Genomic DNA, 26,335 nt, shown 5'->3' with positions numbered 1-26,335 from the left:
ATAAAATTATTGATTTTATATTTTTTGCAAACAAAAGAATGTATTTTTTACGAAATTGGGATTTTAGTGAAAATATTATAATGGGTGAATTACATTTTATAATTTCTGAATTATATGTTGACAAATCACTGATTTTTAATATATTTTTGAACGAAAAGCGAATTTAATGCCGAAGCCATCTGTAATGCTTATTTTAGAAGGTACCTACCCTTTTAACGGTGGTGGAGTTTCTACCTGGGCGCATCATTTATGTAATAAGGTTAGTGATATAGATTTTAAGCTGTATTCTATAAATGCTTCTTTTGAAAAGGAATCAAAGTATAAACTTAGTGATAACATAAGTGAAGTTATACAGGTGCCACTCTGGACACCAGATGAGCCTTATGATTATATAAGTTATGGGGAAGAATATTATAAAACTGTAGCTAAAAAAGAGTGGACTACAGATGAAGTGGTGGCCCAAAAATTTATCCCTTTGTTTAAAGGTTTGCTGGAGTTTATTTATAGTGAAGACCAGAACATAGAAGACCTGGATATAATTTTTCATCAATTATGGTTTTATTTCGAAGATTATGATTTTAAAGAAACCATTAGGAGTAAGCATGTTTGGACTACTTATAGAGATACTCTCTCAAAATTTATTATAGGGGAACGTAACCCCGATGCTTCTTTAATAGATATCACAATTGGGTTACGATGGATTTATAGATTTCTAATTCCACTTGCCATAGTAAATATTCCCAGGGTAGATATTGCGCATTTAACGCTTAGTGGTTTCCCGCTTATTCCTGCTCTTATTGCCAATTATAAATATGGCACAAAAATAATGTTAACAGAGCATGGGGTGTTTATTAGAGAAAGACTTCTAGCCATTAATAAATCTGAATATCCATACTTTCTTAAAAGTTTACTGATTCGTTTCTCTGAGGCTATTGCCCGTTTAGCTTACTATAAGGCAGATGTTATTATCTCGGTAACTACGTTTAATCAAAAATGGGAGAAATGGTATGGAGCAGACCCTAAAAAATTTAAGATTATATACAATGGCATAGACCCCGAGATTTTTAAGCCCGGAGTCAAACCAGCGCATTTAAAGGATATTCCAACCGTAGTTGCCCTGGCAAGAGTATTTGAATTGAAAGATATTTTAACGATGATAAGGTCTTGTGCAGTGGTAAAAAAGACCATTCCTAATGTTCAGTATATGGTATATGGAGATGACCAGGCCGTACCAGAGTATACCGAAGAATGTCTGGCGCTTGTTCAAGAATTAAACCTGCAAAACAATTTCAAGTTTATGGGAGCCAGAAATAATCCTCAGGAAATCTTTTTAGAGGGAGATATTTCTATTTTAACATCCATTTCTGAAGGTTTCCCGTATACTGTTATAGAGTCTATGGGGTGTGGAATTCCGGTGGTATCTACCGATGTTGGCGGAGTTAAAGAAGCACTTGATGAAAGCTGCGGATTTACCTGTAAGCCAAAAGATGCCGAGGAAATTGGAGGCTGCGTAACTAAATTGCTTTTAGACGAAAATTTGCGAAGAACAATGGGTGAAAATGCAAGGGAAAAAGTTCTAAATAACTTCACCTTAAATAAATTTATTGGGGAATATGAAGATGTATACCGTGAAATGACGGAATCAGAAGGTACTAAAACTAAATTGGCAAAGATTAAAGATTTTTCCTAAGAATGAATAAAGATCAAATTAAAGCTATTGCTAAACTTGTAGTTTCTGTTAAAGAACGTAACGGTAAACCCGTAAATGTTTATGTAGTTGCTGCCACCATAGAATCTTTTGGAATTAGGGATGTAGATGTAAAAAAAGATTATGGATTTGAAGATATTTTCCAGCTATCAAAATATATTTACAAAGCTTATGGTGCGATAACCCTTGCAAATCTTAAAAATAATAACCAGCGTATTGCTGAGGCTAAAACCTTTAAGAGGTTAGCATTAACCGAATATATTACGACAAAAAACACCAAACGATTTATTGCCGATTATAGTTCTGGACTAATCCATTTGTTTCCGGTTTTTTTGCAAGTTGTTTCTATTATAGTCTTTGGTTTTTCCCTCTGGACCTATTCCAAATTTAATAACCTCCAATCTACAGCGGTAGTGTTAGGAGTGATTTTTGGTTTTATTTTAAGTGCAGGTTTTGTTCAGGTTTTAGGAAAGCAGGTTTCTTATTATTGGTATAATAAGGATTACCATATGGCAAGTTATTCTACCAAAAAAATTATTACAAACGGAACAATTACTATTATAGGCTTTTTTGTCTTTTCGCTTTTAGTGAATTTGGTAGTTCCACTTTATAGCTTCCTTTTTGTATTAATTACATTTTTATATGCTTTATTTATCGGGTTCTTGCTTCTTGTGTTAGCACCGCTATATGCTTTAAAGCAAAGATGGATGTTATCTTTTAGTGTTTTTATAGGTACTGCATTAGCACTTTTATTACATTGGTATACACCACTTCATCCTTATTTTGTGCATTGGATTGGTATTCTTACAGCCTCTTTAATCTCTGTGGGGTTTATTTATTTCTTTTTTCAATATAAACTTAAAGAACAAAAAGCCGAAAAAAAGAAACCTAAGGTAATGCTCTCCTTGTATAGAAATTTTAATTATTTTCTTTATGGTACATTTCTTTTTGCTTTTGTTTTTTTGGATAGGCTTGTAGCCTGGTCTTCTACCTTAAACCGTGATATCCCATATATTATTTATTATGAAAAAGATTATGAAATAGGTATGGATCTCGCAATTCTAATTTTCTTTCTTTTAGGGGGCGTAATGGAATATGCCATTCATTCTTACATAAGACATATGGATTTTCATCAGCTAGAAACTAAGTACTCACAGTTTCAAACTTTTAATGATAAAATGAAGAAAATGTACTTTAAGCATTTGCGTTTATTTGCCTTTAGTGCTTTGGGGGTTGCAGTTTTTCTATACTTGTTGATTACACAGCCCTGGGGATATTCTTCAGGTTTTGATGAAAGTCTTAGTGCTTTAAGTCTTAGAGTTTGTATTTTGGGAAGTGTAGGCTATCTATTTCTAAGCCTTGGTATGCTTAACGTTTTATATCTTTATACATTAGGGCAGCATAGAAAGCCCCTGCTTACTATTGTTATTGCCTTTCTAATAAATCTTATAATAGGAATTCTGCTAAGCCGATGGGTTTCTTATGAATATAGCGTAATTGGCATGTTGGTAGGTTCCCTGGTCTTTATGCTACTCACTACAAGGGAAACATACAGTTTCTTTAAAAATCTGGACTATTATTACTATGCATCTTATTAAAATTTTCATGATTACAGGCGCAATTCTTCTCCAAACTGCTCAGGCGGTGGCTCAACAACTTACCAAAGAAAAGCAGGTACTTTTTACCTATGGTGATTTTTATCCAAAAGATGTGTTTGGCTATGAAATAGTAGTCCTAGAGAGTGCTCATTTTGATAGTGATGATATACGGGTTTTAAAACAGCAAAATAATACGGTTTTAGGTTATATAAGTCTAGGTGAGGTTAATGAATCTGCAGCTCATTTTCCGCAAATAAAGAATTATTCACTGGGAAAAAATGAAATCTGGAATAGTCATATTCTAGATATTGAAAATGAAGAAACCAGGGAATCTCTTATGAATATCTTTAATTTTAATATGAAAAAAGGACTTGATGGAATGTTCCTGGATAATATAGATAACTATACCATATTTGGCCCAACACCTGGAAAAAAACAAGCACTTTTAGACTTTTTGAAAACAGTGAAAATAGTTTTTCCAGATATTTATCTAATGCAAAATGCAGGTGTTTCAATAATTGAAGATACCCATCCCTATATAAATTCTGTTGCCAAAGAAAGTGTTGTAACCAACTATGATTTTAAGACAAATAAGTATCAGTTACGTGAAGCCGAAACATTTTTAAGGCTTCTAAACGAACTTAAAAATGCTTATAAAGATTATAAAATCCCCGTAATTTTAATTGAATATGCTGATACTGAAAAATTAAAAAAAGCTATTGATTATAGATTGCAGGAAAATAACTGGCCATATTTTATTGGGAAAGTAGATTTACAAAGCATTCCTGATAAAAACTGAAATTAATTATGTTTTTAGAGCCCTACCTACTTACCGGACCCTTAAGAATTATTATGTTTTTTGTATTAATTCTATTAATACATAGAATTATTTCTGCCCGGGTCTCTGCGCAAACAGCACTAAACTTCTTAATTCCTACCATAACCTTAATTCTTTCTGCTGTGCTCTTAGGAGGCTTTATATTGGTGCTCACCAATACATTTGATCTCTTTGTAATAATTTGTATTGTAATTGGGCTTATAGCCTTGACCTTTATGAACCTTAATTATAAGAGACCAATAAAGGATCAATTACAAAGAATCTATACACGTACTATTTTATATGCGGTAATAAAACTTGAAAAACGAAAAAGTTTTCTGGATAGAGATAATATTATTAAGCCTAAGTATAAAAACAGGGGAGAAGGCTTGTCTCAATTTCATAAAAACTGGCAATTGGCTATTGGCTTTTTATTACCTGTAGTAACTTATATTTCCAGGAGTTCAATGTTTAATGAAGATGTGTTTACCCTTTCTTATGATTGGTTCAATAAGTTAAACCTGGTAAACGGTTTATCTTTTAAAACCTGGTTTTTTCATCCCGGCGAAATGATGGGAGATTATTTAATTATAAATCTCTATGCGAAATTAACGCATATCACAAATGCACAGGCTTTACAATCTTTTGGACTTTTAGAATCTGCTTTACTTTCTCTAATTATCTATTGGGTAGTTTATAAAATTTCCCGGAAACACGCTCCAGGAATACTGGCCGGTTTAAGTTTTGCTTTGCTATACGGGTTTTTACCCATAAATATAGATTTACTTGCTGAACATAAATCGGTTTTTACGGCTTTAATTATTGCTGTGCCTACTATGTTTTTTGGTATTTATCCGCAAAGTTTTCGCTTTAATAGAAAGCTGATATTTGGGTGGTTTGTTGTTCTTTTTACCACTATTTTAATTCTAGACTTGTTTGTAGGGCTCTTAATTGTCCCAATTTTTCTGTTTATTTTGTTCTTTTTTAAATTCAAGAATAATCTTAAACAGGTATTTCAGGTTATTCTGGCATATCTTTCTTCTTTGAGCCTTATTGCGATTATTTATGGAGTAGCTGCCATTATAAAAGACCAGGATATTGGTGCTTTTGTTATTTCCAATCTCTTTTCTTTTGATGCGTACACCTATAATCCTAGCTTGGTAGTTCCATTTAAAGAACTTATCTATTATTACCAGGTTACAGGTATTGTATTTTTATTAATCACAATTTTTAAATATATAAGAAAACCGCATAAATGGCTTGCGAGCCTTATTTTTTTAATTTTTATTAATGTGTTATTTGGACTTTATCATATAGATGAAGTCTTGTTGGACCTGGATCTTTTAAGTCAGCTACTTTGTGTATTTATTCCAATTTTCTTCGGGATTATACTAAACATCATAGTAAATCTTATCTCCATTTTTAAAACACAAAGCCAATTAATTACCATCGTAGAAGTTGTAAGTGGAGCTGCGGTAATTCTAGGAATAGCAATCTTTACATTTCCTTCATCTGCTACTTTAAATTTTGAAGCTAATAAAACAGAAAATAATGTTTTTGAAGCCTATTCAAAGATACAATCTGAAAACCTACCTTATTCTTATGCCGTGGTAAATTCTTTGCCCTATTTTAGTTTTAGTAACAACAATCACTATTATTATAATTACGATTACTTCAACGAAACCTATATACAACGGGATAGAAAATTCAATAGATATAAAAATAATGAAGATTATCTTCAGAATAATCCTGATATAATTTTGCCTGAAACCATGTTCGTCTTTATTTATAAAAATTTAAGGGAGAACAATAGGGGGAGGAAAGGGGAATTTAAAACACAACAATTGTTAACACAAGAAAGAATAGATCTTCTAGAAGCCAAAGGTAGAGCGGTAAAGGTTTATTATAAAACGAATCTTTTAGAGGTTTACCAGATAGCAAATAGACCGCGCGCCAGCAATATTAATGAACTACTATTTTGATGAAAATAAAATTACCAATCAATTTATTAAAATATACCGCTTTCTGCTTGCTTCTGTGTTTTACGGGTTGTAAAGATGATGTTGAAGATCCCAATGTCGCAGAAAGCCAGCCTAAAGTGGTCTACGATAAAATGAGCAATAAGCCTATGGTGGCCTATATAATGCAACCTGGGAATGATTTGAGTGCAAAAAACAGCAAACATATTAGAAAGACCCTTAACTATGCTAAAATACCTTTTGGAGAAATAAAAAGTGATGAATTTAATGAAAACCCCGACGTACCGGGTTCGGTTAAGGTAATAGTTGTTTATAATCTTGCGCCGTTAAACCGAAAGGCAATGGATTTTCTCATAAATTTTGTTGCTAAGGGTGGTCACATCTTTATTCCTTCGGTTGGAATAGATAAAAACTTTGGATTTTTAGCTGGAGTAAAAGATGATGCAGATTTACAAATAAATACTACAGCCCAGGGATTTCTATTTAAAACAGACTTTATCCCTGGATTTAAAGGAAAGGATTATAAAAGCCTTACCACGCATTATGGTTTGAAACAACATAATTTTAGGGAAGATGTAGAGATTTTAGCAACTTCTATTTCAGAAGAAGATTACCCACTCATTATTAAAAATAAAATTAGAAAAGGTTCAGTCATTACTTTTAATACCGAACAATTTTCCCAAAAGCAAGAGCGTGGATTATTCTTTGCCGCAATTTTAGAAGGTTTGGAAGGAGTGCCTTATCCTATAGCGAATGCTTCCAGTATTATGTTAGATGATTTTCCTGCACCACTTTATAACGCAAAAATGGAGCCTATCCAATCAGAAATGGATATAAGTCAGGCAGATTTTTATTCTCAAGTCTGGTGGAAAGATATGTTAAAACTGGCAAAGGAAGAAGATATTGCTTACTCAGCTTATGTGTGTTTTGACTATTCTAATCATACCTCACCACCTTTTAACTTCAGGGAATGGGAAAGATCAATTTTAAACGGAGCTAATGGAGCCGATAAATTGATGATTAGTATAAAAAACTCTAATCATGAAATTGAGTTACACGGTTATAATCACGTTTCGCTTACCCAGGCCGATTGGCCTAATAAAAGTTATATGGGACTAAGTTTGCAAGCGGTTAAAAAACGTTGGGCTGCAAGAGGTTATGGTAGGTTGCCAGTATCATACGTGCCGCCTTCAAATATTATAGATAGTACCGGTTTTGTTGCTTTAGAAGAGAATATACCCAGTATTGTTTATAATGCCAGTATCTATCTGGGAGATTTTGAGGAAGGCGGGGACCGGGAATTTGATCCTGAACCTTATAATTACCACTTTTTTAATTTCCCCAGAATTAGTAGTGGTTATGCTATGACGTCTACCAGAGAGTTTAACCAACAATCCCTATATCTTTATACCGGTATTTGGACGCATTTTATCCACCCAGATGATATTTATCAAATTCCCGGGGAAGAACCTCTAGAAAGTGCGGGAGACTACGCCTTGCGTAATATAAATAGTTATGGTTGGAGAGTTTCAGAAGATGGATCTCCAGGTTTATTTCCAAGATTTTGGGATTATATAAAAAATGTAAAAGAAACTTTTCCTTTAATTCGGTTTTTAAAGGTTTCAGAAGCTGCAAAAATCACCCAAAACTGGCGGGAAACTTCTTACGAATTCTCAGAAACAGAGAAGACTGTTCAGGTAGCGGCACAGACTGAAAATTCAGTTGAAAATGAAAATTTCTGGTTTGCTTATGTTTCTGAAAAAAATAGTATGAAAATGGAAGCTTATCTTAAAAGCAATAAGCTGAAATATACCAAAACTTCCCTTTTTGAAGGTTTCCTCTACAATATTCAGACTCTAGAAAAACAACTAAGCTTACCTAAATTTGAAAATGTATCTTCTCGAAATTTACTAGGTTCATTACCACAGGACTATAGTGCTTATCTTTTAGTGAAACCCTCTGAAAACTTTGAGGATAATGATGCTGAAAAGAATATTAATGAATTAAAGTCTGAAATTGTAAAAAGTGATGATTACAATAAAGAAAACTGGCTAAGCTTATTTAAGTATTTGGGCTGGGAAAATCGTCAGGACGAAATATGGCCACTGCTAGAACAAAAATACTCCAAAAATAACTCTTCGGTATATGTAAAACTTTCTTCAGAATTTACCACACAAAGTGATTACCCAAATTTGGAAACCAGGAAGCGATGGATGTTGAGGCAGATAGACTTAAATCCAGAAAATATTAAACTTAGAAGGGACTTTATTGGATACTTTGGAAGTAATACCGAGGTTCAATTAACTCGTGATGAATTATTAGGCTTAATAGAAAATACTAGCTCTGGAGCAGATAGGTTTAGTTATTTATCGCTTTTAAATGAAAAATATCCTGAAGCGGCTTTGCATTTAGTGAAGAATGTTGAGCCTTGCCGGGAAGATTTTAAATTTGCTGCTTATACTGTTTCCTGGATCCTTGCTGATGCAAAAGATTATAAGCAGGCTATTTTGTGGTCAAATTGTAGTGAAGAAATTAGCGAAAAAGTAGTTGATGATTGGCGATTACAATCTGGCAATTATGAAATTTTTAAAGAAAAGAATTTTCCACTTTATATAGAATATCTAATTGCTGATAACGATAAAAAAGCAGCCCGTGAATTACTTGAAATCAAAGCCTGTAGCAAAGATCTTAAACCTCTGGCTGCAACAATAGCCTATACCTATGCCAACCAGGGAAGTTTTAGAAAAGCTTTAGAGTGGTCTGCCTGCGAACCAAATTTTCCATTGGTTGAAAGAATGCAATGGTTTTATGCGCTAAAAAATTATGAAGAAGTAGAGCGGTTATACGCTAATTATTCTAAAAAAAACAATCCAGGGGAAAACGAGATTATTCAGGTTTTTATGACCGAATATTATATGGGTCGGAGCAATATTAAAACTGCATGGGAAATAGCTTCTAAATTATCACTATCGCGCAATAAAGATAGATTAAGAAGACAACTTAACAAGGATGTACTTTATTTGAGTTCTCAAGAAAAGAGACTTTTGCTAAGCGACTATTCTTCACTTTTTTACCCGGAAGTGGCTGCGCAAATAAAGCATAACCTAAGAATTACAGAAGGAGATTTTGTGAGGGTAGAAAGTAATATTATTAGCGATAGGTTAGATCCTACTTCTTTTGGTACCGAAGCTGTTTATGGCATTCGCGATAAAAAGTTACATCAGCATCAATTTGGGCTTAGCTATTATAGTGCCTATGCTATACCACTTCAGGAAAGTTTTGTAAATAATATAGATGAGCAGCTACCGGGCTTTATTTATAGATTTAAATCTCGTGAGAGGCTGCAAAAGTTTAATTACGGATTTGGTACCCGGCTGGAATTTAATAATGCGGGAAAAGCTTATTTCCATTTACAAGCTTCAGCATCTATTTCTATAGATAGCTTGTATAGTTCAGCCCAACTTTCCAGAAAACCGGCTGTTACAGGCCCCGCTTACGCTTTAGATATTTACCAAACACAATTGAATATTTACGAAGAACTTCAGTTTAAGAAAAAATTTCGTGCTATTCTCTATTTGGAGGGGAATCATTATAGTGATGATGTTCAGGATATACAGGCCTTAACCAGTATTTCTATGGACATAGATCTTAACGATAAATCTAAGTTTAAACCTTATACTGAAGTTTCAGGAATGCTGGGGAATTCAAATAGAACAGGAGGATACCCTTACTGGACTTTAGATGAAAGATTATATGGCGGAATGGGGCTAGCATACGAATATTTAGATAAAAATAATTTTTGGAAGCTAAATCTGGATGCCGGGTATTTTCTAGATACTTTTTCTGATGAATTTCAGCGATACCGGGGAAATATGATCTGGCCAATTTCAAAATATCTTCATTTTAATGCCCAGGCGGAATTTTATACCCTGAAAGACTTTTATTCCAACAACTTTACATTTGGTTTAAAATATTTTCTAAAAGATAACTAAGGATTTATTTTAAAAGAAGCTGAAGCTTTATCAAAAATGATTAGACCTTCAGGAAAAACCGTAGAGAAAGCGCCAGATTCCAGGAGTTCTTTAGGTGAACCTGTAGTCACTTTTTTGTGTTGCATTAGAATAATCTTATCGCAAAGCTGAATGGCAAGATTGATTTCATGGGAGGCAAAAACAATGGCTTTATTAGTTTTTCTGGTCAGTTTTTTTAGCAATTTAAGCACATAAGCTTTATGGTATAGATCTAAATGCGTGGTAGGTTCATCTAAGATAACCAGGGGCGTGTTTTGCGCAATAGCACGAGCTATTAATACTTTTTGTAATTGCCCGTCGCTTAACTCGTAACATTTTTTGTTTTGCAAGTCTTCAATACCAACATTTTGCAGCGATTTTTTAATTTGGCGTAGATCATTTTTACTTAAGCGGCCAATCCAGTTGGTATAGGGTTGCCTGCCAAGGGCTACTAATTCAAAAACGCTTAAATTTTTAGAAATTGGTTGTTCGGTAAGCACCAGGCTAACTAAAGAAGCTAATTTTAAGGAATCAATTTGCTGAATTTTTTGATTCTTAACCAAAACTTGTCCCTTCAACGAATCCTGAACTCCACTTAATGTGCGTAAAAATGTAGATTTACCAACGCCATTAACACCTATAACCGCAACGAGTTCCCCTTCGTTTACTTCAATATCAATAGCTTCAGCGATAATAGTTTTTTCTGCCTTGCTATTATAACCAATATCCAGGTTAGTGGTTTTAAGGATGCTATGTTGTTCGTTTTGCTTCAATTTCAGAATAAAAATTTTCGTTTACGCACTAAAAGCCAAATTACTACCGGTGCTCCAATTAACGAAGTTATGGCATTTATGGGTAAGGTATATTCCTGCCCCGGTAATTGAGCTGCAATATCACAAATTAGCATTAATGCAGATCCTCCTAAAATAACCGCCGGAACCAAAATTCGGTGATTATTTACCGGAATTACCTGCCTTATTAAATGCGGAACCGCTAAACCAACAAAAGCAATAGGGCCGGCAAAAGCGGTAATACTCCCAGCCAGTAAACTGGTAGCAATAATAATTATAAGTCGGTTTCTTTGAATACTTACCCCCAGGCTTTTTGCATATTGTTCGCCAAGGAGCAGGGTGTCCAGATTCTTTATACAGGACATAGCGAGAACTAAACCTACCAACCAAAACACAGCCAAAATACCAACTTCGTTCCAGGAAAGATCTCCCAAACTTCCAAAAGACCAGAATATATATTGTTGTAATTGCGCTGCAGGACTAAAGTAGGAAAGTACACTTACCACTGCGGCAGTTAAACTGGCAAACATCAAGCCTATAATTAAAATAGCCATGGTATCCCTAAGTTTTATTGAAGCTAACATTACAGCAATGAGAACCAATAAACTTCCTAAACTGGAAGCAACAACAAGACTCCATTTTGATAGTAATATTCCCGCAAAAGCGCCTCCAAAAATCGAGGCTCCCATAATTACAATGGCTACACCTAAACTTGCTCCACTACTCAAGCCCAAAACATAAGGTCCTGCAAGCGGATTTCGAAATAAGGTTTGCATTAACAGTCCGCTAATTGCTAATCCAGAGCCCGTTATTATTGCCGTTATTGCTTTTGGTAGGCGATATTCTACAATTATATATCGCCAGGTTTCTTTAGAAACTTCAAGGTTAAAAATAGAGGCGATTACATCTTTAAGAGGAATATTTACCGATCCTAAACTTATATTTAAGAAACCAAGCACTATTACTCCTATAAAAAGGAGTAAAAGCGGGAGGATATATTTTTGAGACTGTAACAAGGCCGGTTATTTATTTCGCTGTAAATATCTGAAATAAAATGAGGAGATAAAATTAAAGAAGAATGATAATGATTTATTGGCACCGCCAAAGGGTGTAATACCCCGACGCTTGCTTCGAAATTAAAAATTTGTTTCCAACGAATGCCTCGTGGGCTTGCCCCGAGGTAGTTTACTTAGCGAGCAATAAAAACTGTTTTTAAACCTCAATATACAGTAATTACTCTTCCAGAGCCTTAAAAAATGTAGTTTCGTAATTTGGAAGTACATCTGGATGAAAAATAGAAACCAGGTCTTTAAGCACTAAATCTGGGCGCTGTGGGCCAAGTTCAAAATAAATAACACCACCGGTCTCGCCTTTTGTTAAACTAACGCTATATACATTTTTTTTCTGTACTACTTCAAATTGCTGGTAATGTGGAGATTCTTCTAGGAGTTGTGAATAGGAAGTGAACTGTCCCGCACTTATCCAGAACTCGGCGTCCTGGGCCTTTTCAAGAACACTTTCAAAAGACAGTGCCATACTGCCATTTCCCTGGGTGTTGGTGTATACATAACTGGCATTGGCGTCTTTAATAAATTGTGCATGCCACGAATTTCCATATGGTAAATACCACTGGTCTTTATACATTGCACCACTTAAAACCTTTGGTGTCTCTTTTGAAGATTTCGCTAACTTTTTAGCTTCAATATAAGCGTTTTCAATCGACTTGAACTTCACTTCGGCTTGATCTAATTTGTCATAAAAAGCACCAAAGAACTTGATCCATTCTGCTTTTCCAAGTGGTGTTTTTTCTGTCCAATCGCCATTGTACATCACCGGAATTCCCATCTTCTGAATAGTTTCCAGGGTTTTATTATTAGAATCTATGGCAAAACCAATAACTACATCGGGCTCAAGATCTAAAAGTATTTCTGTATTGATATTTTCATTTTTACCCAGTTCTTTAATTTTTCCTGAATTGATCAATTTCCTGGTATTCTTAGAAGAAATATAATCGAGTCCGGGAAAACCAATTAGGCTGCTTTCTTCATCTAAAGCTTCTAATGCCGGAATATGTGTAGTAGAAGTGACAACCATTTTTTCTACTGGAATTTGCACTTTTTGATCGTACTCCAAATCTTTGGGAATTTCAGCATTTTCTTTAAAAAGAAGATAGGTGAAAGGCTTTTTCGCATTAGGCCAGGGAGATTTTAGTTCTATAAGGTAGAAATCATCAAAAGTTTTGATACTAAAACTATTAGCATGACTTAATTCAAGCTCTTTTTCAAGATTTTTTGAATCAGTTTTTTGCTCATTTTGATTGTTCTTACAAGCTGTGAATAGAATGAATAGGATAAAAAAACTAAGGGCTTTTGTAAGCTTTATTTTCATCTTTATTAGGTTAAATGAAATTAACTAAATTTTATTGGCACCGCCAAAGGGTGTAATACCCCGAGGCTTGCCTCGAAATTAAAAATTTGTTTCCAACGAATGCCTCGTGGGCTTGCCCGAGGTAGTTTACTTTCCCGCATTTTATAAGACTGAAATAGGTTTAATTGGATCAAAATATTTCAAAGTTTCTTACAAATAGGAATTTTCAAAAGTAATATTATTTAGAATTTAATAGCCTCAACTCAGATAAATGTTTAATTTCGCGTTGAAATTTTTGGTTCGGATGTGAATTGTATCACGCCGATTAAAAGGGAATCAGGAAAAAAGTACGAAGTTAGAAGTACAAAATACGAAGCAAGAATATTTTATTCGTATTTCAAACTTCTTCCTTCTAACTTTTGTTAAGCCTGAGCTGTTCCCGCAACTGTAAGCTAAGTTCTGATTTTAGATCAGAATGCTTGTTGTTATCACTTCAAAAACCACTGCGCCAATAGCTATCGGCATGGGAAGGTAAACAACAAGACGCGAGCCAGGAGACCTGCCAGAATATAACCAATTAATTCTTAGACTTTCGGGATAAAAGTCAGGGGCAGATGAAAAAAAGACAGTTTTATATTTTATTTCTTGGCTTGCTTTGTGGCTTGCCTGTATTGGCTCAAAACGATACTATAAACGTTTTGGATGAGGTGTTCCTTACCGATACCAAATTGAAAGATTTTTCTACGGGCCAGCAGGTTACTGTTTTAAACGATTCAATTTTAAAGAAAAACGGGGCACTGCTTACTTCAGCCTTAAATTTTAATACCAATATCTATTTTAAAGAAAATGGCCTGGGAATGGTTTCTTCACCATCTTTTCGTGGGACAACTGCAGCTCAAACCGCGGTTTTATGGAATGGTATTAATATTAATTCTCAATTTAATGGTCAAACCGATTTTAATACGTTAAACGCCGGCGGATTTGATAATATTAGTGTTCGTGGTGGAGGTGGAAGCGTAGTTTACGGCACCGGAGCCATTGGTGGGACTGTTCATTTAAATACTAATCTTAATTTTAGCGGAAAAACAAAACAGGATGTTTTTTTGCAATATGGGAGTTTTAACACTTTGGATGCCCGTTATAAAATCAAAACTTCAACCACAAAATGGAGCTTAAGTGCCGCCCTTGCCAGAAATTCTTCAGATAATGATTATGAATGGCCAATGGAAGAAAGGAAGAACGAGAATGGAAGCTTCTATAACATTAATCTGAATATTGGGATGGCATATAGGTTTAATGAGGAAAACACCTTAAAATTTTATAGTGAAGTCTTTGAAGGCGAACGGCATTTTTCATTGATTAGACCTTCTGAAACCAGAACAAAATATAGCAATTTAAACACGAGAAATTTGCTGGAATGGGTTAGTGAATTTGGAAGTTTTATCTCGATAGCCAGGTTAGCCTATCTAGATGAAAATTATAGATATTATGCAAATATATCTTCTAGGAATTATACGTATGGAGCAGCAAAGACTACTATTGGGAAGTATGATTTAAAGTACGCTACCTCAAATAAGATACAGTTTAATGCTGTATTAACCAATACCTATACCGATGGAACCGGGTCGGGAATTACTGATAATACCAGAAATATTTTTTCTTCTGCATTATTGTTGAAACACATGCCATTTAAGAAACTACAGTACGAACTTGGCTTGAGAAAAGAAGTTACTAATAACTATGAGAGTCCGTTGTTGTTTTCGGCAGGGTTAAATTATGATTTAAACAATTTTTATAGTTTCAAAATAAATGCTTCCAGAAACTTTAGAATACCTACCTATAATGACCTCTATTGGGCTGGAGCCGGCAACCCCAACCTTAATCCCGAAACATCTAACCAGGTAGAACTTGGAAATCATTTAAAATATAAAAATTTAAAATTTAGCCTTACCGGATATTATAATCAAATTGATGATATGATACACTGGCTGCCCTCCGAAAATGGCGTTTGGCGTCCATTTAATGAGGAAAAAGTGGAAACCTATGGTTTTGAAGTACTTGCTAAGTGGCAGGAACAAATTTTAAAAAATCATTTTATAGGTGCTTCAGCAACCTATGCTTACACCGTTTCAGAAGATATGAGTTCTGGCTACCAGCTTATTTATGTACCCTTTCATAAAACTACGGCGGCATTTACCTATTCTTTTAAAAATTTAAGCCTGGATTATCAGCTTTTATATAATGGAGAAGCCTTTACCAGATCAGACAATAATTCCCGTTATAATATGGATGCTTATACCGTTTCAAATTTGGGAATAGGCTATGATTTTGGAAAAAAACATAGCTATAAAATTGGGGCAAGAGTACTCAATATTTTTGATGAAGCATACCAAAGTGTAGAAAACCGGTGGATGCCCGGTAGAAATTTTAATATATACCTAAACCTAAATTTTTAAATAATGAAGAGAATTAGTAAACTATTGTCTATGGCCTTAATAGGAGGGCTTTTATTAAATTCCTGTAGTAGTGATGATGATATTGTTGATCCTGATGGACCACAAGCAGAAGGAGATTATACCAATGGTTTTTTTGTACTGAATGAGGGAAGCCAGGCTGCGGGAACCTTAACTTACATTAGCGAAGATTTACAAACCATAGAACATAACATTTATCAGAACTTAAATGAAAATGATGATCTTGGGTCCTTTGCGCAATCTATCTTTTTTGAGGAAAATCTTGCATATATAATTTCAAACGGATCTAATCTTATTACTATTGTAGATCGTTATACCCTGGAACTTGTTGGTAAAGTTGATAGTGGGCTAGAGGTACCGATGTATGGTGTAGTAAAAAATGGTAAAGCTTATGTAACCAACCAGGCTTCTTTTAGTACTACCACCGATGATTATATTGCCGTTATTGATTTAGAAACTTTGGAAGTTGAAGAAAATATTGCATTGAATAATGTTGGAGGAAAAATAATTGAAGAAGACGGATTGCTTTATGTTCAGAATTCTCTTTATCGATTAGGAAAAGATATTAGTATTATAAATCCTGCAAATAATACAATTGAAAAAACCTTTATAACTAATGAAGGCCTGGCAGATTTTGATATTGAAGACGGTTTAATATATGCTTTGAGTAAATCGAAATTAGAGAAGATTGATTTGATAACAGGTGAAGTTATCTCTTCTATAGAACTGAAGGAAGAGAAGGCTAACAAAATGGAAATTGAAAATGATAAAATATACTATACTATAAACGAAGGTGTTTATGTTATTGGAAAAGGAGATGAAACCGAGGCTGAAGAGCCATTATTTGAGTATGAATCACGTTCAGGATCTATAAGAATGTATGGTTTTAACGTTGAAAATGAAAGAATTTTTATTGCTGATGGTAATTTTGGCTCAAACAGTTTTATTGAAATTTATAGCTTAGACGGAGAACTTATCAAAAATATAGAAGTCGGAGTAGGCCCTAATGGCTTCTACTTTAACGATTAACTGTCGTTTTTCTGTTAATTGCTCATCATAAAAAAGCCCCGTTTTTTAGTTGAAACGGGGCTTTTTGTATTCTATAAAGTCTTGAAATTATTTCTTTAATTCCACAGCTTTCTGTCTTATTTCTACAGGAATTTCGTCTACATACATTCTCTGGTAATCAATATTAGTCTCTTCACTTTCTCCAATCTTGGTAAATTGGGAGTCATAAGAAACGGCTGGAATCATCATTTTATTGCCGGTAATATCGGCAAGAGCTGCAGCAAGCATAGGCTCTTCAGGAGATCCTAACTCTATAAGGTTGGTAAAGCCCTCGCTAACCGCAATATCAGGTATTAACCCCATTTCGTAATAAGCGTCTTCATTTACATTTTTAGACTCATATATTAAGGGTTGGATAACATAGGTGTGATTAGGGTTTCTATTTTGCCGGTTAAAGTTTGGAGAATCATATAACGGTGCTGCCGCCTGGAATTTACCAACTGTGGTATCACCAACATGCACCATATTTATATAAGGTGAAAGTCCATTCATCACTAATTCACTGGCCGAAGCGGTAGAACTGGTTCCAATAATATGAACTTCATTCAAGTTTAGGCTGTTAATAGCCTCGTCTGTTCTTATTTTATCGTTAAAGCGGTCTACCAGTTCTTCCTGGGTAAATTCACTCTGTAAAAGATCGTTCCATCTTTGTTTAGAAAAAATCTCCCCTTCAAATTGTCCGGTAATCATACTGGAAAGATCTACTGCAGTTTCTACATTTCCACCGCCGTTATAACGAAGGTCAAGTACAAGTGCTTGTGCACCTTCAGCTTTTAATTTTCCAAAAGCAGCATTTAACTCAGAGTCAAAATCGGCGGTAAATGAGTTGTACATTACGTAACCTACCTTTGTGCCATTTACATCAAGGGTTTTTGCCAGTAAAACCGGGTTTTCGGTAATTTCTCTGCGAGTTAATGCAATAGTTTCACCGGTTTCACTAATTACATTCTCATTTACTTCAGCTAAAGAAATTTCATAACCATCTCTGGCTAAAAGCGATTGATAATTACTTCTGGTCATGTCTTCACCATCAATTTGTGTAAAAAGCATACCTCTTTTTACTTCGGCTTCATCAGCCGGGCTATCCGGTATTACATAGCGTACGTATCCAAAAACTCCATTTGCATCATAAGCCACAAGTCCGTAATCCATACCGGTGGTGGTTCTAATACCACTTTGGCTGTTTTCCAGGACAGTATAATCGTCCAGAATAAAACTAAATCGATCTTTTGGCGCGGGAACTTTTAATCCTTCATTAAAAAGATCTTCTGGCGAGTCAAAACTGGCGAGCCATTCATCTTTATCGGCTTCAGAATCAAAATAATTTTCATCAAGCTCGGGAACATCGGCCTCGTATACATAGAAAATACTCATGGCATTGTATAGATAATTCTCGATTTCCAGATTAGGGCCTTTTTCACCTATTACTACAGGAAAGCGTTCATCATCATTGTCTTTAGAGCAAGAGCTTAAAATTATAAGCGATAAGCCTAAAAATAAAATTAGTTTATTAAACTTCATAAATGTTAAGTTTGTTTTAGATTGCTAAAAATACCCACAAATAATTAAAATCGAAATCCTATTGTAACAATTATTGCCGCTAATCGTTTAAATGGTAAGAAGGTTATTAAAACCAAGCATACATGAAACAACAAGCTTTCCTGGAGCGAATTAACCCGGTAAAAGATAAAATGTACCGGCTTGCATTAAGACTGCTTGTTTCAAAAGAAGCGGCAGAAGATGCTACTCAGGATGTGATTCTAAAATTGTGGAATCAACAGGATAAGTTCAAGGATTATACCAATCTTGAAGCTTTTGCCATGACAGTGACAAAAAATTACTGTTTGGATGAATTAAAAGCGAAAAAGAACAATAATTTAAGAATTGTTCATCAAAATTATGAAAATAAGTCGATTTCCCCACAAAGAGGATTAGAGCTTAAAGATGAAATGAACTGGATACAGGAGATTGTAACCGATTTACCAAAACAACAAAGAATTGTCTTTCAGCTTAGAGATATAGAGCAACTGGATTTTGAAGAGATAGAGGAAGTAACAAAAATGAAAAGTACTGCGGTAAGGGTAGCCTTATCAAGGGCGAGAAAAAAAATAAGAGAGCGCTTAACAAACAAGCATGATTATGGAATTACAAAAAATTAAAGATTTACTGGTTAAATATGAGGCTGGGGAGACTTCTTTGGCTCAGGAGAACCAACTTCGGGATTATTTCAAAACAAATGAAGTTCCCGAAAACTTGAAGCCTTATCAACTTATTTTTGATTTCTCTGAAATCGAGAATAAGAAAAGCTACGAAAGAGAAATTCAGTTGCCTTCTAATAAGCAGGATAATAAATATCTCTGGACGGCTATTGCAGCTAGTGTGATCTTAGTAGTTGGACTTTTCTTTTTTCAAAATAAACCTTTGGAAATGAGTGATAGTGATCTTGGTACGGTTCAGGATAAGGAAGAGGCTTTACAAAAAAGTATGGAGGCTTTAAAAATGGTTTCTGAAATAATGAATGAAGGGAAAGAAGATCTTATATATCTAAAAGAATTTAATTACACCAAAAATAAATTTATAAAAACTAAATAACCTATGAGAAAAATAGCACTAATAGTTATTATTGGCTTGTTGCCTATAATAACCCAGGCCCAGTCCTTTGCCAAGTATGAAAACATGAAAGATGTAGATGCTATGGTAATGACCAGTAAAATGTTTAAGATGCTTGCAAAAGTAGATTTAAGTGATGATAACCCTGAAGCCCGGGAGTATTTAAAACTTATAGAAAATCTGGATGAAATTAAAATGTTTACCAGTACTACTGCTTCGGTTAGGAGTGAGATGCAAAAGGATGTAGAGTCCTATTTAAACGCTAATAATTTAGACCAATTAATGCGGGTTAAAGAAGATGGTAAAAACATTCGCTTTTATTCAAAAAGTGGAAAAAGAGATAATTATGTTAGCGAGCTCTTTATGTTTATGGAAGGTGAAAAAGAAGGAGAACCAATTTCGGTAATCTTGAGCATTACGGGAGAAATAGACCTTTCACAGCTATCTCGTTTAACATCAGATCTTAAAATACCTGGTGCCGAGGAGCTTAAAAATGTAGAAAATAAATCTTAGAATAACTTTTAAATCAATAACAATGAAAACCATAAAAATAGTAAGTCTGGCATTGGGTATTACAGCTTTTGTTTCTTGCGCAAGTGAGCCAAGTTTACAGGAATATTATGTAGAGAATCAACAGGATAATAAATTTATAGCGGTAGACGTGCCTACCAGTATGTTTACAAATGCCGAACAGCTTGATGAAACCCAAAAAGAAACTCTGGAAACTGTGAAGAAAATAAATGTCCTGGCTTTAGCTGTAAAGGATAATAAGGAAGAGTATGAAGCTGAGAAGGTGAAATTAGCCGATATTTTAAAGAATGAAAAATATCAGCTTTTAATGAAATATGGCTCAAATAATCGTAAAGCTGAAGTTTATTTTACCGGAGAAGAAGATGCGATAGATGAAATTATTGTGTACGGCTATGATGACACGAAAGGTGTTGGTGTAGCACGTGTTTTAGGGGAAGATATGAATCCGCAGAAGTTAATGGAGTTCATGAAATCCTTAAACAAGGGTGATATAGATGTAGCAGGTTTGCAAGGAATTACCGGTATGTTTAAAACCGAAATTGCAGAATAATTATTAGAGTATTAATTGAAGAGGTTGCTTGAGAAAATTTCACGTCACCCTGAACTTGTTTCAGGGTCTAATTTCAATAATCTTAGAATCTGAAACAAGTTCAGATTGACGATATTCTCTTTCAAACAACCTCTTTTTAGCTTATATCCCCGTATAATTTTGCGGGGTTATTTTTTTGAGTTCTTCTTTAACCGTTTCAGAAACTTCTAAGGTTTCAATAAAATCGGCGATGCTCTTTTTATTAATTTTTTCGTTGGTTCTGGTAAGGCCTTTAAGGGTTTCATACGGATTTTTAAATCCTTCGCGACGCAAAATTGTTTGAATCGCTTCAGCTACTACTGCCCAATTTGCTTCAAGATCGGCATTTAGCTTTTCTTCATTCAACAGTAATTTATCAAGTCCTTTAAGGGTGCTTTTAAAAGCAATACTAGTGTGCCCCATAGGTACTCCAATATTCCTTAATACCGTACTATCGGTAAGATCTCGTTGTAATCTACTAATTGGAAGCTTAGCCGATAAATGTTCAAAAATAGCATTTGCAATACCTAAATTACCTTCGCTATTTTCAAAATCTATAGGATTTACTTTATGTGGCATCGCAGAAGAACCAATTTCGCCTTCTTTAATTTTCTGCTTAAAATAATCCATAGAAACATAAGTCCAAATATCACGATCCAGATCTATTAGAATATTATTAATTCTCTTTAAAGCATCAAATAGAGCTGCCATATGGTCATAATGCTCAATTTGAGTTGTTGGAAATGAATGGTGTAAGCCTAACTTATCCTGCACAAAATTAGTCCCAAATTCTTTCCAATCGGTAATTGGGTAGGCTACTTTATGTGCATTAAAATTACCGGTAGCACCACCGAATTTAGCGGCATGAGGTACTTTATTTAAAAGATCTAGTTGAGATTCCAGGCGAGTTATAAAAACCTCTATTTCTTTTCCCAATCGGGTAGGGGAAGCGGGCTGTCCGTGAGTTCTTGCCAATAAAGGAACATTAGCCCAGTCTTGAGAAAGTTGTGTTAACTTAGCTATTATTTCTTCAATTTCAGGAAGATATTGAGCTTCTATTGCATCTTTTAAACTTAATGGAACCGCAGTATTGTTAATATCCTGGGATGTAAGTCCAAAATGGATAAACTCCTTGGATTTTTCCAGGCCTAATTCATCAAATTTATTTTTTAGCAAATACTCTACTGCTTTAACGTCGTGATTGGTAGTTTTTTCAATCTCTTTTACCGCCTGAGCATCTATAGTAGTGAAATTTTCATAAATGGCTCTTAAGTCGGGAAATACCGAATGGTCAATATCTTTTAATTGAGGTAGAGGTAACTCGCAGAGCGCAATAAAATATTCAACTTCAACTTTTACTCTATACTTTATTAAAGCTTCTTCACTAAAATAAGTTGAAAGTTGTTTTGTTTTGGAGTGATATCTTCCATCTATAGGAGAAATGGCTGTTAGCGGTGTCATTGATATATATTAAAAATTAAAAGCCATAAAGATACTGCTTCCAGCCAATCTTTAAAACTGCAGCAGCATTTCTTTTTATCTAATTCTTTCTAAATAATTATACCTTAATTAAGATTAAATGCTTTTAAGCTTGGCTTCAGAATAAAATGACATTGATTATAAATACAAAATGCAACACGAATTTGCTGTTAGGAGTTTAAGTAGAAGTTAAATCCTTTACAAGTTCAGGAACACCTACTGAAGCTTTTTCAGCAATAATATGGAGATTTCCTTTTTCTGAAATATTGGGATGGGGATCTATAAAAAAAATAGGTATCCCATTTGGCGCAAAATCTACCAGACCAGCTGCAGGATAAACCTGCATAGATGTTCCTATAATAATAAGCATTTCTGCTTCACTTACAATCCCCATTGCTTTTTCAAACATAGGAACAGCTTCACCAAACCATACCACATGAGGTCTAAGTTGATAGTTAAATTCACAGAAGTCCCCCACATTAATATCCTGTTTCCAATCTAATACCAGGTTTTCATTAAAGGTACTTCTGGCTTTTAAAAGTTCGCCGTGTAAATGGGTAACTTTAGTACTACCGGCTCTTTCGTGAAGATCGTCTATATTTTGGGTAATTATTTCTACATCAAATTGTTTTCCCAGTTTGGCTAAAGCTTTATGAGCTTCATTGGGTTCTACCGTTAGTAACTGGCGACGTCTTTGGTTGTAGAAATTTAAAACTCTTTCTTGATCTTTTTCCCAGCCAACAGGGGAAGCAATTTCCATAACATCATGCCCTTCCCATAGTCCATCGGCATCTCTAAATGTTTTTATACCGCTCTCAGCACTAATACCCGCACCGGTTAACACTACTATTTTCTTTTGCATGCAGCGAATAATTTTTTGAGATTCTAAGTTAATGTTAATCTCAGATAATTAAAAACGTTAAATGATTTTTAGATTCTTCTCATTTTCAAATAGGTAGTTTTCTTATCCTGTTAAAGTCTTTGAAACACTTATTATATAACGCAACCATTTGCTGTTATTGGCATCTAGAAAGAGAATAAATTAATAACTTAAAAATTAGATTAAAAATGAAAAAATTAGCATTTGCTTTAATGATGGTCGCAGGTTTCGCAAGTTGTGATAGTGACGATGATGCAGTAGACATTCCTTTTGAAGGAGAAACACAAGAATACACCTTAAACACGATTGGAGATTCTGGCGTTAGCGGAACTGTTACTTTTAACGAAAACGAAGACGGATCTGCTACCGTAGAATTCGATTTAGAAGGTACAGAAGACGGAAGTGTACATCCAGCACATATTCATATGAATTCTGCTGTTGAAACCGGTAAAATTGTAGTTACTTTCAATCCAATTACCGATGGAGAAAGTATTACCGAGGTTTCTGAATTAGATGGTGAGGCTATTACTTACGAAGAATTAGTTGCTTACAATGGTTATATCAATGTACATTTAAGCGAAGATGATTTACCAACCCTTGTGGCGCAAACCGATATCGGTGGAAATGCACTTACCGGAGAGTCTGTAAGCTACGATCTTAATGAAATGGACATCGCTGGAGTAAGTGGTGTAGCTGTATTTGAAGAACGTGAGAATGGTGAAACTTTAGCTACTTTAGACCTTGAAGGGACGGTAGATGGAAATGAGCACCCAGCTCATATTCATGTAGGATCTGTAGCAGATGCTCCTGGAGCTATCGCTATAACCTTTACTCCTGTAAACGGAGCTACAGGTATGAGCATGACCAACATCGCTATGACCGATGGTACTGAGGATGAAGAAGGTGAGGCTATTACTTATGAAGACTTACTAACTTATAACGGATACATTAATGTACACGCCAGTGCAGATGATCTTGAAACCCTTGCTGCACAAGGGAATATGGGAGCTAATGCTTCTGAAGAATAAAATCTCTCTAATGCTTATTAGATTAAAAAGCCCGGCATTTTGCCGGGCTTTTATTTTTTAAACGTTTTCTTGCCTGGATTTTACTCTTCAAACTTCTTTAAAATTTAAAAATAAACGTTGTTATAGTCTGAGACTGCAGAATTATTTTCTGATTATTTATTTAACAAATTTTATGGGTCTTTTTTAAAAACCTTAACATCCGTTAAAAGTAACTCCGCCGTATCTATAAGTAGATTGTGTAATAGTAACACCATATAAATGCTGTTACCTGAGCACCTAATTTACTAATAACTAAATTTTTAGATGATGAAAAAATTTTTACTTGCTATTTTTATAGCGCTTCCATTTATGTTTATGAGCTGCAGCAGTGATGATGATGCAGTAGATCCTGATGATGATTTTGAAGGAGAAACAAAATCTTTTGAACTTTTTTCTGTTGCTGATCCTTCTATTTCTGGAACAGCTACATTTATGGAAAATGAAGATAACAGTACTACTGTTGAAATTGCATTAGATGGAACTCCAGATGGCGGAATGCATCCCGCGCATATTCATTACAACACAGCTGCTGAAGGTGGGGAGATAGCCGTCTCTTTTGAACCTATAGATGGATCTACCGGGATGAGCACTACAACTTTTTCCACTTTAAATGATGGAACAGGTATTACCTACGAAGAAGCTATTAATTTTGATGGGTATATCAATGTGCATTTAAGTGCAGAAGATTTAGGCACTTTGGTTGCCCAGGGTGATATCGGCGAAAATGAACTTACCGCAGAGTCTAAAAATTACATGCTTGGAGAAAAAGCTGTAGACGGAATCTCTGGAAATATAATGTTTCAGAAAAGAGTAAACGGTGAAGCTCTAGCCATCATTATGTTAGATGGAACTCCTGATGACGGAATGCACCCGGCACATATTCATATGGGATCTGCAGCCGAAGGTCCTGGAGCAATAGCCTTTACATTTAATTCTGTAAATGGAACTACCGGAATGAGTAAAACAAACATTGCTGCATTGAATGATGATACCGAGTTTGGTTACGATGATGTATTAGCTTATGACGGTTATGTTAATGTGCACCTAAGTGCAGAAGATTTACCAACGCTGGTAGCACAAGGCGATATTGGCGCAAATGAACTAACAGGTGAAAGTAAAACTTACCAGCTAGATGAGAAAGCCGTAGATGGGATAAGTGGCTCTGTAGTTTTTGAAGAAAGAATGAGTGGTGAAGCTCTAGCCACTATTATGTTAGATGGAACTCCAGATGGTGGAATGCACCCTGCGCATATTCATATGGGATCTGCAGCCGAAGGTCCTGGAGATATTGCCTTTACATTTAATCCTGTAAATGGAACTACCGGAATGAGCATGACACATGTAGGCATGCTTAATGATGATACCGTGTTTGGTTACGAAGATGTGTTAGCTTTTGATGGTTATGTGAATGTACACCTAAGTGCGGAAGATTTACCAACGCTGGTAGCCCAAGGCGATATTGGCGCAAATGAACTAACAGGTGAAAGTAAAACTTACCAGCTAGATGAGAAAGCCGTAGACGGGATAAGTGGTTCTGTAGTTTTTGAAGAGAGGATGAGTGGAGAAGCTTTAGCCACTATTATGTTAGATGGAACTCCAAATGATGGAATGCATCCTGCGCATATTCATATGGGGTCTGCAGCCGAAGGTCCTGGAGCAATAGCCTTTACATTTAACCCTGTTAATGGAACTACCGGAATGAGCATGACACATGTAGGTATGCTTAATGATGATACCGAGTTTGGTTACGAAGATGTGTTAGCTTTTGATGGTTATGTTAATGTACACCTAAGTGCAGAAGATTTACCAACGCTGGTAGCACAAGGCGATATTGGTGCAAATGAACTAACAGGTGAAAGTAAAACTTACCAGCTAGATGAGAAAGCCGTAGACGGGATAAGTGGTTCTGTAGTTTTTGAAGAAAGAATGAGTGGTGAAACCCTGGTTACCATTATGCTAGATGGAACCCCTGATGGTGGAATGCATCCTGCGCATATTCACGTAGGATCTGTTGCAGACGCTCCAGGAGCTATTGCAGTTACTTTAAATTTAGTTAATGGAACTACAGGAATGAGTATGACGAATGTGGCAAAATTTGATGGCGAAGATGGAGAAACAATAGATTATAACGGACTTCTGGAATATGACGGCTATCTAAATGTGCACTTAAGTGCAGAGGATTTAGAAACGCTTGTTGCCCAGGGCAATGTTGGTTCTAATTCTTAGAACACTCATTTTTTAATTATAATATAAAACCCGGTCTCGATAAGGCCGGGTTTTACTTTTATCTGCATAATAATCTGCAGATACAAACTATAGGTCTCTAAGTTATCCAGGAGATAATTTTTAAAATATTCCTTTTTAAAATGCTCAACTTAGTGTTGGGTT

Annotated in this window: 19 protein-coding genes and 1 riboswitch; of the genes, 13 read left to right on the top strand and 6 right to left on the bottom strand. The window is 35.0% G+C overall.

Annotated elements, in window-relative coordinates:
- The first annotated feature begins 166 nt into the window (after positions 1 to 166).
- The 5 genes from pelF to B5X51_RS02045 are packed head-to-tail and all read left to right on the top strand — an operon-like array spanning position 167 to position 10,094.
- Positions 167 to 1,690, top strand: a complete 1,524-nt coding sequence (gene pelF, locus B5X51_RS02065; RefSeq protein ID WP_079719198.1) for a GT4 family glycosyltransferase PelF — start codon at positions 167 to 169, stop codon at positions 1,688 to 1,690.
- 2 nt (positions 1,691 to 1,692) lie between these two features.
- Entirely contained in the window at positions 1,693 to 3,306 is a 1,614-nt protein-coding gene (pelG, locus tag B5X51_RS02060; protein WP_079719197.1) for an exopolysaccharide Pel transporter PelG, read from the top strand.
- A gap of 7 nt (positions 3,307 to 3,313) precedes the next feature.
- The gene (locus B5X51_RS02055; protein WP_176132712.1) at positions 3,314 to 4,105 is read left to right on the top strand and encodes an endo alpha-1,4 polygalactosaminidase; all 792 of its coding nucleotides are present in this window, start codon (positions 3,314 to 3,316) and stop codon (positions 4,103 to 4,105) included.
- Between the two features lie 8 nt (positions 4,106 to 4,113).
- On the top strand, positions 4,114 to 6,105 hold the full coding sequence (locus B5X51_RS02050; RefSeq protein ID WP_079719195.1) for a hypothetical protein: 1,992 nt from the start codon (positions 4,114 to 4,116) through the stop codon (positions 6,103 to 6,105).
- Positions 6,105 to 10,094 carry a DUF2194 domain-containing protein gene (locus tag B5X51_RS02045; RefSeq protein WP_079719194.1) on the top strand — a complete coding sequence of 1,330 codons (3,990 nt, stop codon included), beginning with the start codon at positions 6,105 to 6,107 and terminating at the stop codon, positions 10,092 to 10,094. Before B5X51_RS02050 ends, B5X51_RS02045 begins: the two co-directional genes overlap by 1 nt.
- Here B5X51_RS02045 and B5X51_RS02040 read toward each other — a convergent pair.
- The 3 genes from B5X51_RS02040 to B5X51_RS02030 form a co-directional block, all read right to left on the bottom strand.
- Positions 10,091 to 10,885 carry an ABC transporter ATP-binding protein gene (locus B5X51_RS02040; RefSeq protein ID WP_176132711.1) on the bottom strand — a complete coding sequence of 265 codons (795 nt, stop codon included), beginning with the start codon at positions 10,883 to 10,885 and terminating at the stop codon, positions 10,091 to 10,093. The two genes, B5X51_RS02045 and B5X51_RS02040, sit on opposite strands and share 4 nt — an antisense overlap.
- A 2-nt stretch (positions 10,886 to 10,887) precedes the next feature.
- Complete coding sequence (locus B5X51_RS02035; RefSeq protein ID WP_079719192.1) at positions 10,888 to 11,919, bottom strand: FecCD family ABC transporter permease; 1,032 nt, start codon at positions 11,917 to 11,919, stop codon at positions 10,888 to 10,890.
- Between the two features lie 217 nt (positions 11,920 to 12,136).
- On the bottom strand, positions 12,137 to 13,291 hold the full coding sequence (locus tag B5X51_RS02030) for an ABC transporter substrate-binding protein (RefSeq protein WP_079719191.1): 1,155 nt from the start codon (positions 13,289 to 13,291) through the stop codon (positions 12,137 to 12,139).
- 258 nt (positions 13,292 to 13,549) lie between these two features.
- Positions 13,550 to 13,851, top strand: a riboswitch (cobalamin riboswitch).
- 33 nt (positions 13,852 to 13,884) lie between these two features.
- On the opposite strand from B5X51_RS02030, the gene B5X51_RS02025 reads away from it, so the two are divergent.
- On the top strand, positions 13,885 to 15,726 hold the full coding sequence (locus tag B5X51_RS02025; RefSeq protein ID WP_079719190.1) for a TonB-dependent receptor plug domain-containing protein: 1,842 nt from the start codon (positions 13,885 to 13,887) through the stop codon (positions 15,724 to 15,726).
- A gap of 3 nt (positions 15,727 to 15,729) precedes the next feature.
- On the top strand, positions 15,730 to 16,773 hold the full coding sequence (locus tag B5X51_RS02020; RefSeq protein WP_139374817.1) for a YncE family protein: 1,044 nt from the start codon (positions 15,730 to 15,732) through the stop codon (positions 16,771 to 16,773).
- Positions 16,774 to 16,860: 87 nt separating this feature from the next.
- On the opposite strand, the gene B5X51_RS02015 is transcribed toward B5X51_RS02020, so the two are convergent.
- Positions 16,861 to 18,333 (bottom strand): S41 family peptidase, encoded by a 1,473-nt coding sequence (locus B5X51_RS02015; RefSeq protein WP_079719188.1) that lies wholly within the window; start codon positions 18,331 to 18,333, stop codon positions 16,861 to 16,863.
- A gap of 122 nt (positions 18,334 to 18,455) precedes the next feature.
- Between B5X51_RS02015 and B5X51_RS02010 the strand changes: the two genes are divergently transcribed.
- From B5X51_RS02010 to B5X51_RS01995, 4 genes are read left to right on the top strand one after another with little or no spacing between them, the layout of a single operon-like run.
- On the top strand, positions 18,456 to 18,971 hold the full coding sequence (locus B5X51_RS02010; RefSeq protein WP_079719187.1) for an RNA polymerase sigma factor: 516 nt from the start codon (positions 18,456 to 18,458) through the stop codon (positions 18,969 to 18,971).
- Positions 18,952 to 19,404 (top strand): hypothetical protein, encoded by a 453-nt coding sequence (locus B5X51_RS02005; RefSeq protein ID WP_139374816.1) that lies wholly within the window; start codon positions 18,952 to 18,954, stop codon positions 19,402 to 19,404. The genes B5X51_RS02010 and B5X51_RS02005 overlap by 20 nt, the downstream gene beginning before the upstream one ends.
- A 3-nt stretch (positions 19,405 to 19,407) precedes the next feature.
- Positions 19,408 to 19,935, top strand: coding sequence for a DUF4252 domain-containing protein (locus tag B5X51_RS02000; RefSeq protein ID WP_079719185.1), 528 nt, complete (start codon positions 19,408 to 19,410; stop codon positions 19,933 to 19,935).
- Positions 19,936 to 19,957: 22 nt separating this feature from the next.
- Positions 19,958 to 20,503 carry a DUF4252 domain-containing protein gene (locus B5X51_RS01995; protein ID WP_079719184.1) on the top strand — a complete coding sequence of 182 codons (546 nt, stop codon included), beginning with the start codon at positions 19,958 to 19,960 and terminating at the stop codon, positions 20,501 to 20,503.
- 141 nt (positions 20,504 to 20,644) lie between these two features.
- Here the strand turns inward: B5X51_RS01995 and purB are convergent, their stop codons facing one another.
- Together purB and B5X51_RS01985 are read right to left on the bottom strand one after the other, a co-directional pair.
- Entirely contained in the window at positions 20,645 to 21,982 is a 1,338-nt protein-coding gene (gene purB / locus B5X51_RS01990) for an adenylosuccinate lyase (RefSeq protein WP_079719183.1), read from the bottom strand.
- A 196-nt stretch (positions 21,983 to 22,178) separates the two neighbouring features.
- Positions 22,179 to 22,862 carry an SIR2 family NAD-dependent protein deacylase gene (locus B5X51_RS01985; RefSeq protein WP_079719182.1) on the bottom strand — a complete coding sequence of 228 codons (684 nt, stop codon included), beginning with the start codon at positions 22,860 to 22,862 and terminating at the stop codon, positions 22,179 to 22,181.
- Positions 22,863 to 23,068: 206 nt separating this feature from the next.
- On the opposite strand from B5X51_RS01985, the gene B5X51_RS01980 reads away from it, so the two are divergent.
- Both B5X51_RS01980 and B5X51_RS15880 read left to right on the top strand, forming a co-directional pair.
- Positions 23,069 to 23,908, top strand: a complete 840-nt coding sequence (locus tag B5X51_RS01980; protein ID WP_139374815.1) for a CHRD domain-containing protein — start codon at positions 23,069 to 23,071, stop codon at positions 23,906 to 23,908.
- 306 nt (positions 23,909 to 24,214) lie between these two features.
- Positions 24,215 to 26,173: a CHRD domain-containing protein gene (locus B5X51_RS15880; RefSeq protein ID WP_176132710.1), complete on the top strand. Its 1,959-nt coding sequence runs from the start codon at positions 24,215 to 24,217 to the stop codon at positions 26,171 to 26,173.
- Positions 26,174 to 26,335: the final 162 nt, after the last annotated feature.

It is taken from the genome of Salegentibacter holothuriorum (assembly GCF_900168045.1).
GTDB classification, from domain to species: domain Bacteria; phylum Bacteroidota; class Bacteroidia; order Flavobacteriales; family Flavobacteriaceae; genus Salegentibacter; species Salegentibacter holothuriorum.
Note: the sequence above shows the minus strand (reverse complement) of the source record. Positions and strands in the feature narration are given on the sequence as shown.

Coding starts and splice junctions, on each gene's coding strand:
- B5X51_RS02050 (WP_079719195.1), top strand. CDS start 4,114: ATGTTTTTAGAGCCCTACCTACTTACCGGACCCTTAAGAATTATTATG.
- B5X51_RS02020 (WP_139374817.1), top strand. CDS start 15,730: ATGAAGAGAATTAGTAAACTATTGTCTATGGCCTTAATAGGAGGGCTT.
- B5X51_RS02055 (WP_176132712.1), top strand. CDS start 3,314: ATGATTACAGGCGCAATTCTTCTCCAAACTGCTCAGGCGGTGGCTCAA.
- B5X51_RS02025 (WP_079719190.1), top strand. CDS start 13,885: ATGAAAAAAAGACAGTTTTATATTTTATTTCTTGGCTTGCTTTGTGGC.
- B5X51_RS02010 (WP_079719187.1), top strand. CDS start 18,456: ATGAAACAACAAGCTTTCCTGGAGCGAATTAACCCGGTAAAAGATAAA.
- B5X51_RS02015 (WP_079719188.1), bottom strand. CDS start 18,333: ATGAAGTTTAATAAACTAATTTTATTTTTAGGCTTATCGCTTATAATT.
- B5X51_RS01985 (WP_079719182.1), bottom strand. CDS start 22,862: ATGCAAAAGAAAATAGTAGTGTTAACCGGTGCGGGTATTAGTGCTGAG.
- B5X51_RS02005 (WP_139374816.1), top strand. CDS start 18,952: ATGGAATTACAAAAAATTAAAGATTTACTGGTTAAATATGAGGCTGGG.
- B5X51_RS02030 (WP_079719191.1), bottom strand. CDS start 13,291: ATGAAAATAAAGCTTACAAAAGCCCTTAGTTTTTTTATCCTATTCATT.
- B5X51_RS02000 (WP_079719185.1), top strand. CDS start 19,408: ATGAGAAAAATAGCACTAATAGTTATTATTGGCTTGTTGCCTATAATA.
- B5X51_RS01995 (WP_079719184.1), top strand. CDS start 19,958: ATGAAAACCATAAAAATAGTAAGTCTGGCATTGGGTATTACAGCTTTT.
- B5X51_RS01980 (WP_139374815.1), top strand. CDS start 23,069: ATGAAAAAATTAGCATTTGCTTTAATGATGGTCGCAGGTTTCGCAAGT.
- B5X51_RS15880 (WP_176132710.1), top strand. CDS start 24,215: ATGAAAAAATTTTTACTTGCTATTTTTATAGCGCTTCCATTTATGTTT.
- pelF (WP_079719198.1), top strand. CDS start 167: ATGCCGAAGCCATCTGTAATGCTTATTTTAGAAGGTACCTACCCTTTT.
- B5X51_RS02045 (WP_079719194.1), top strand. CDS start 6,105: ATGAAAATAAAATTACCAATCAATTTATTAAAATATACCGCTTTCTGC.
- purB (WP_079719183.1), bottom strand. CDS start 21,982: ATGACACCGCTAACAGCCATTTCTCCTATAGATGGAAGATATCACTCC.
- pelG (WP_079719197.1), top strand. CDS start 1,693: ATGAATAAAGATCAAATTAAAGCTATTGCTAAACTTGTAGTTTCTGTT.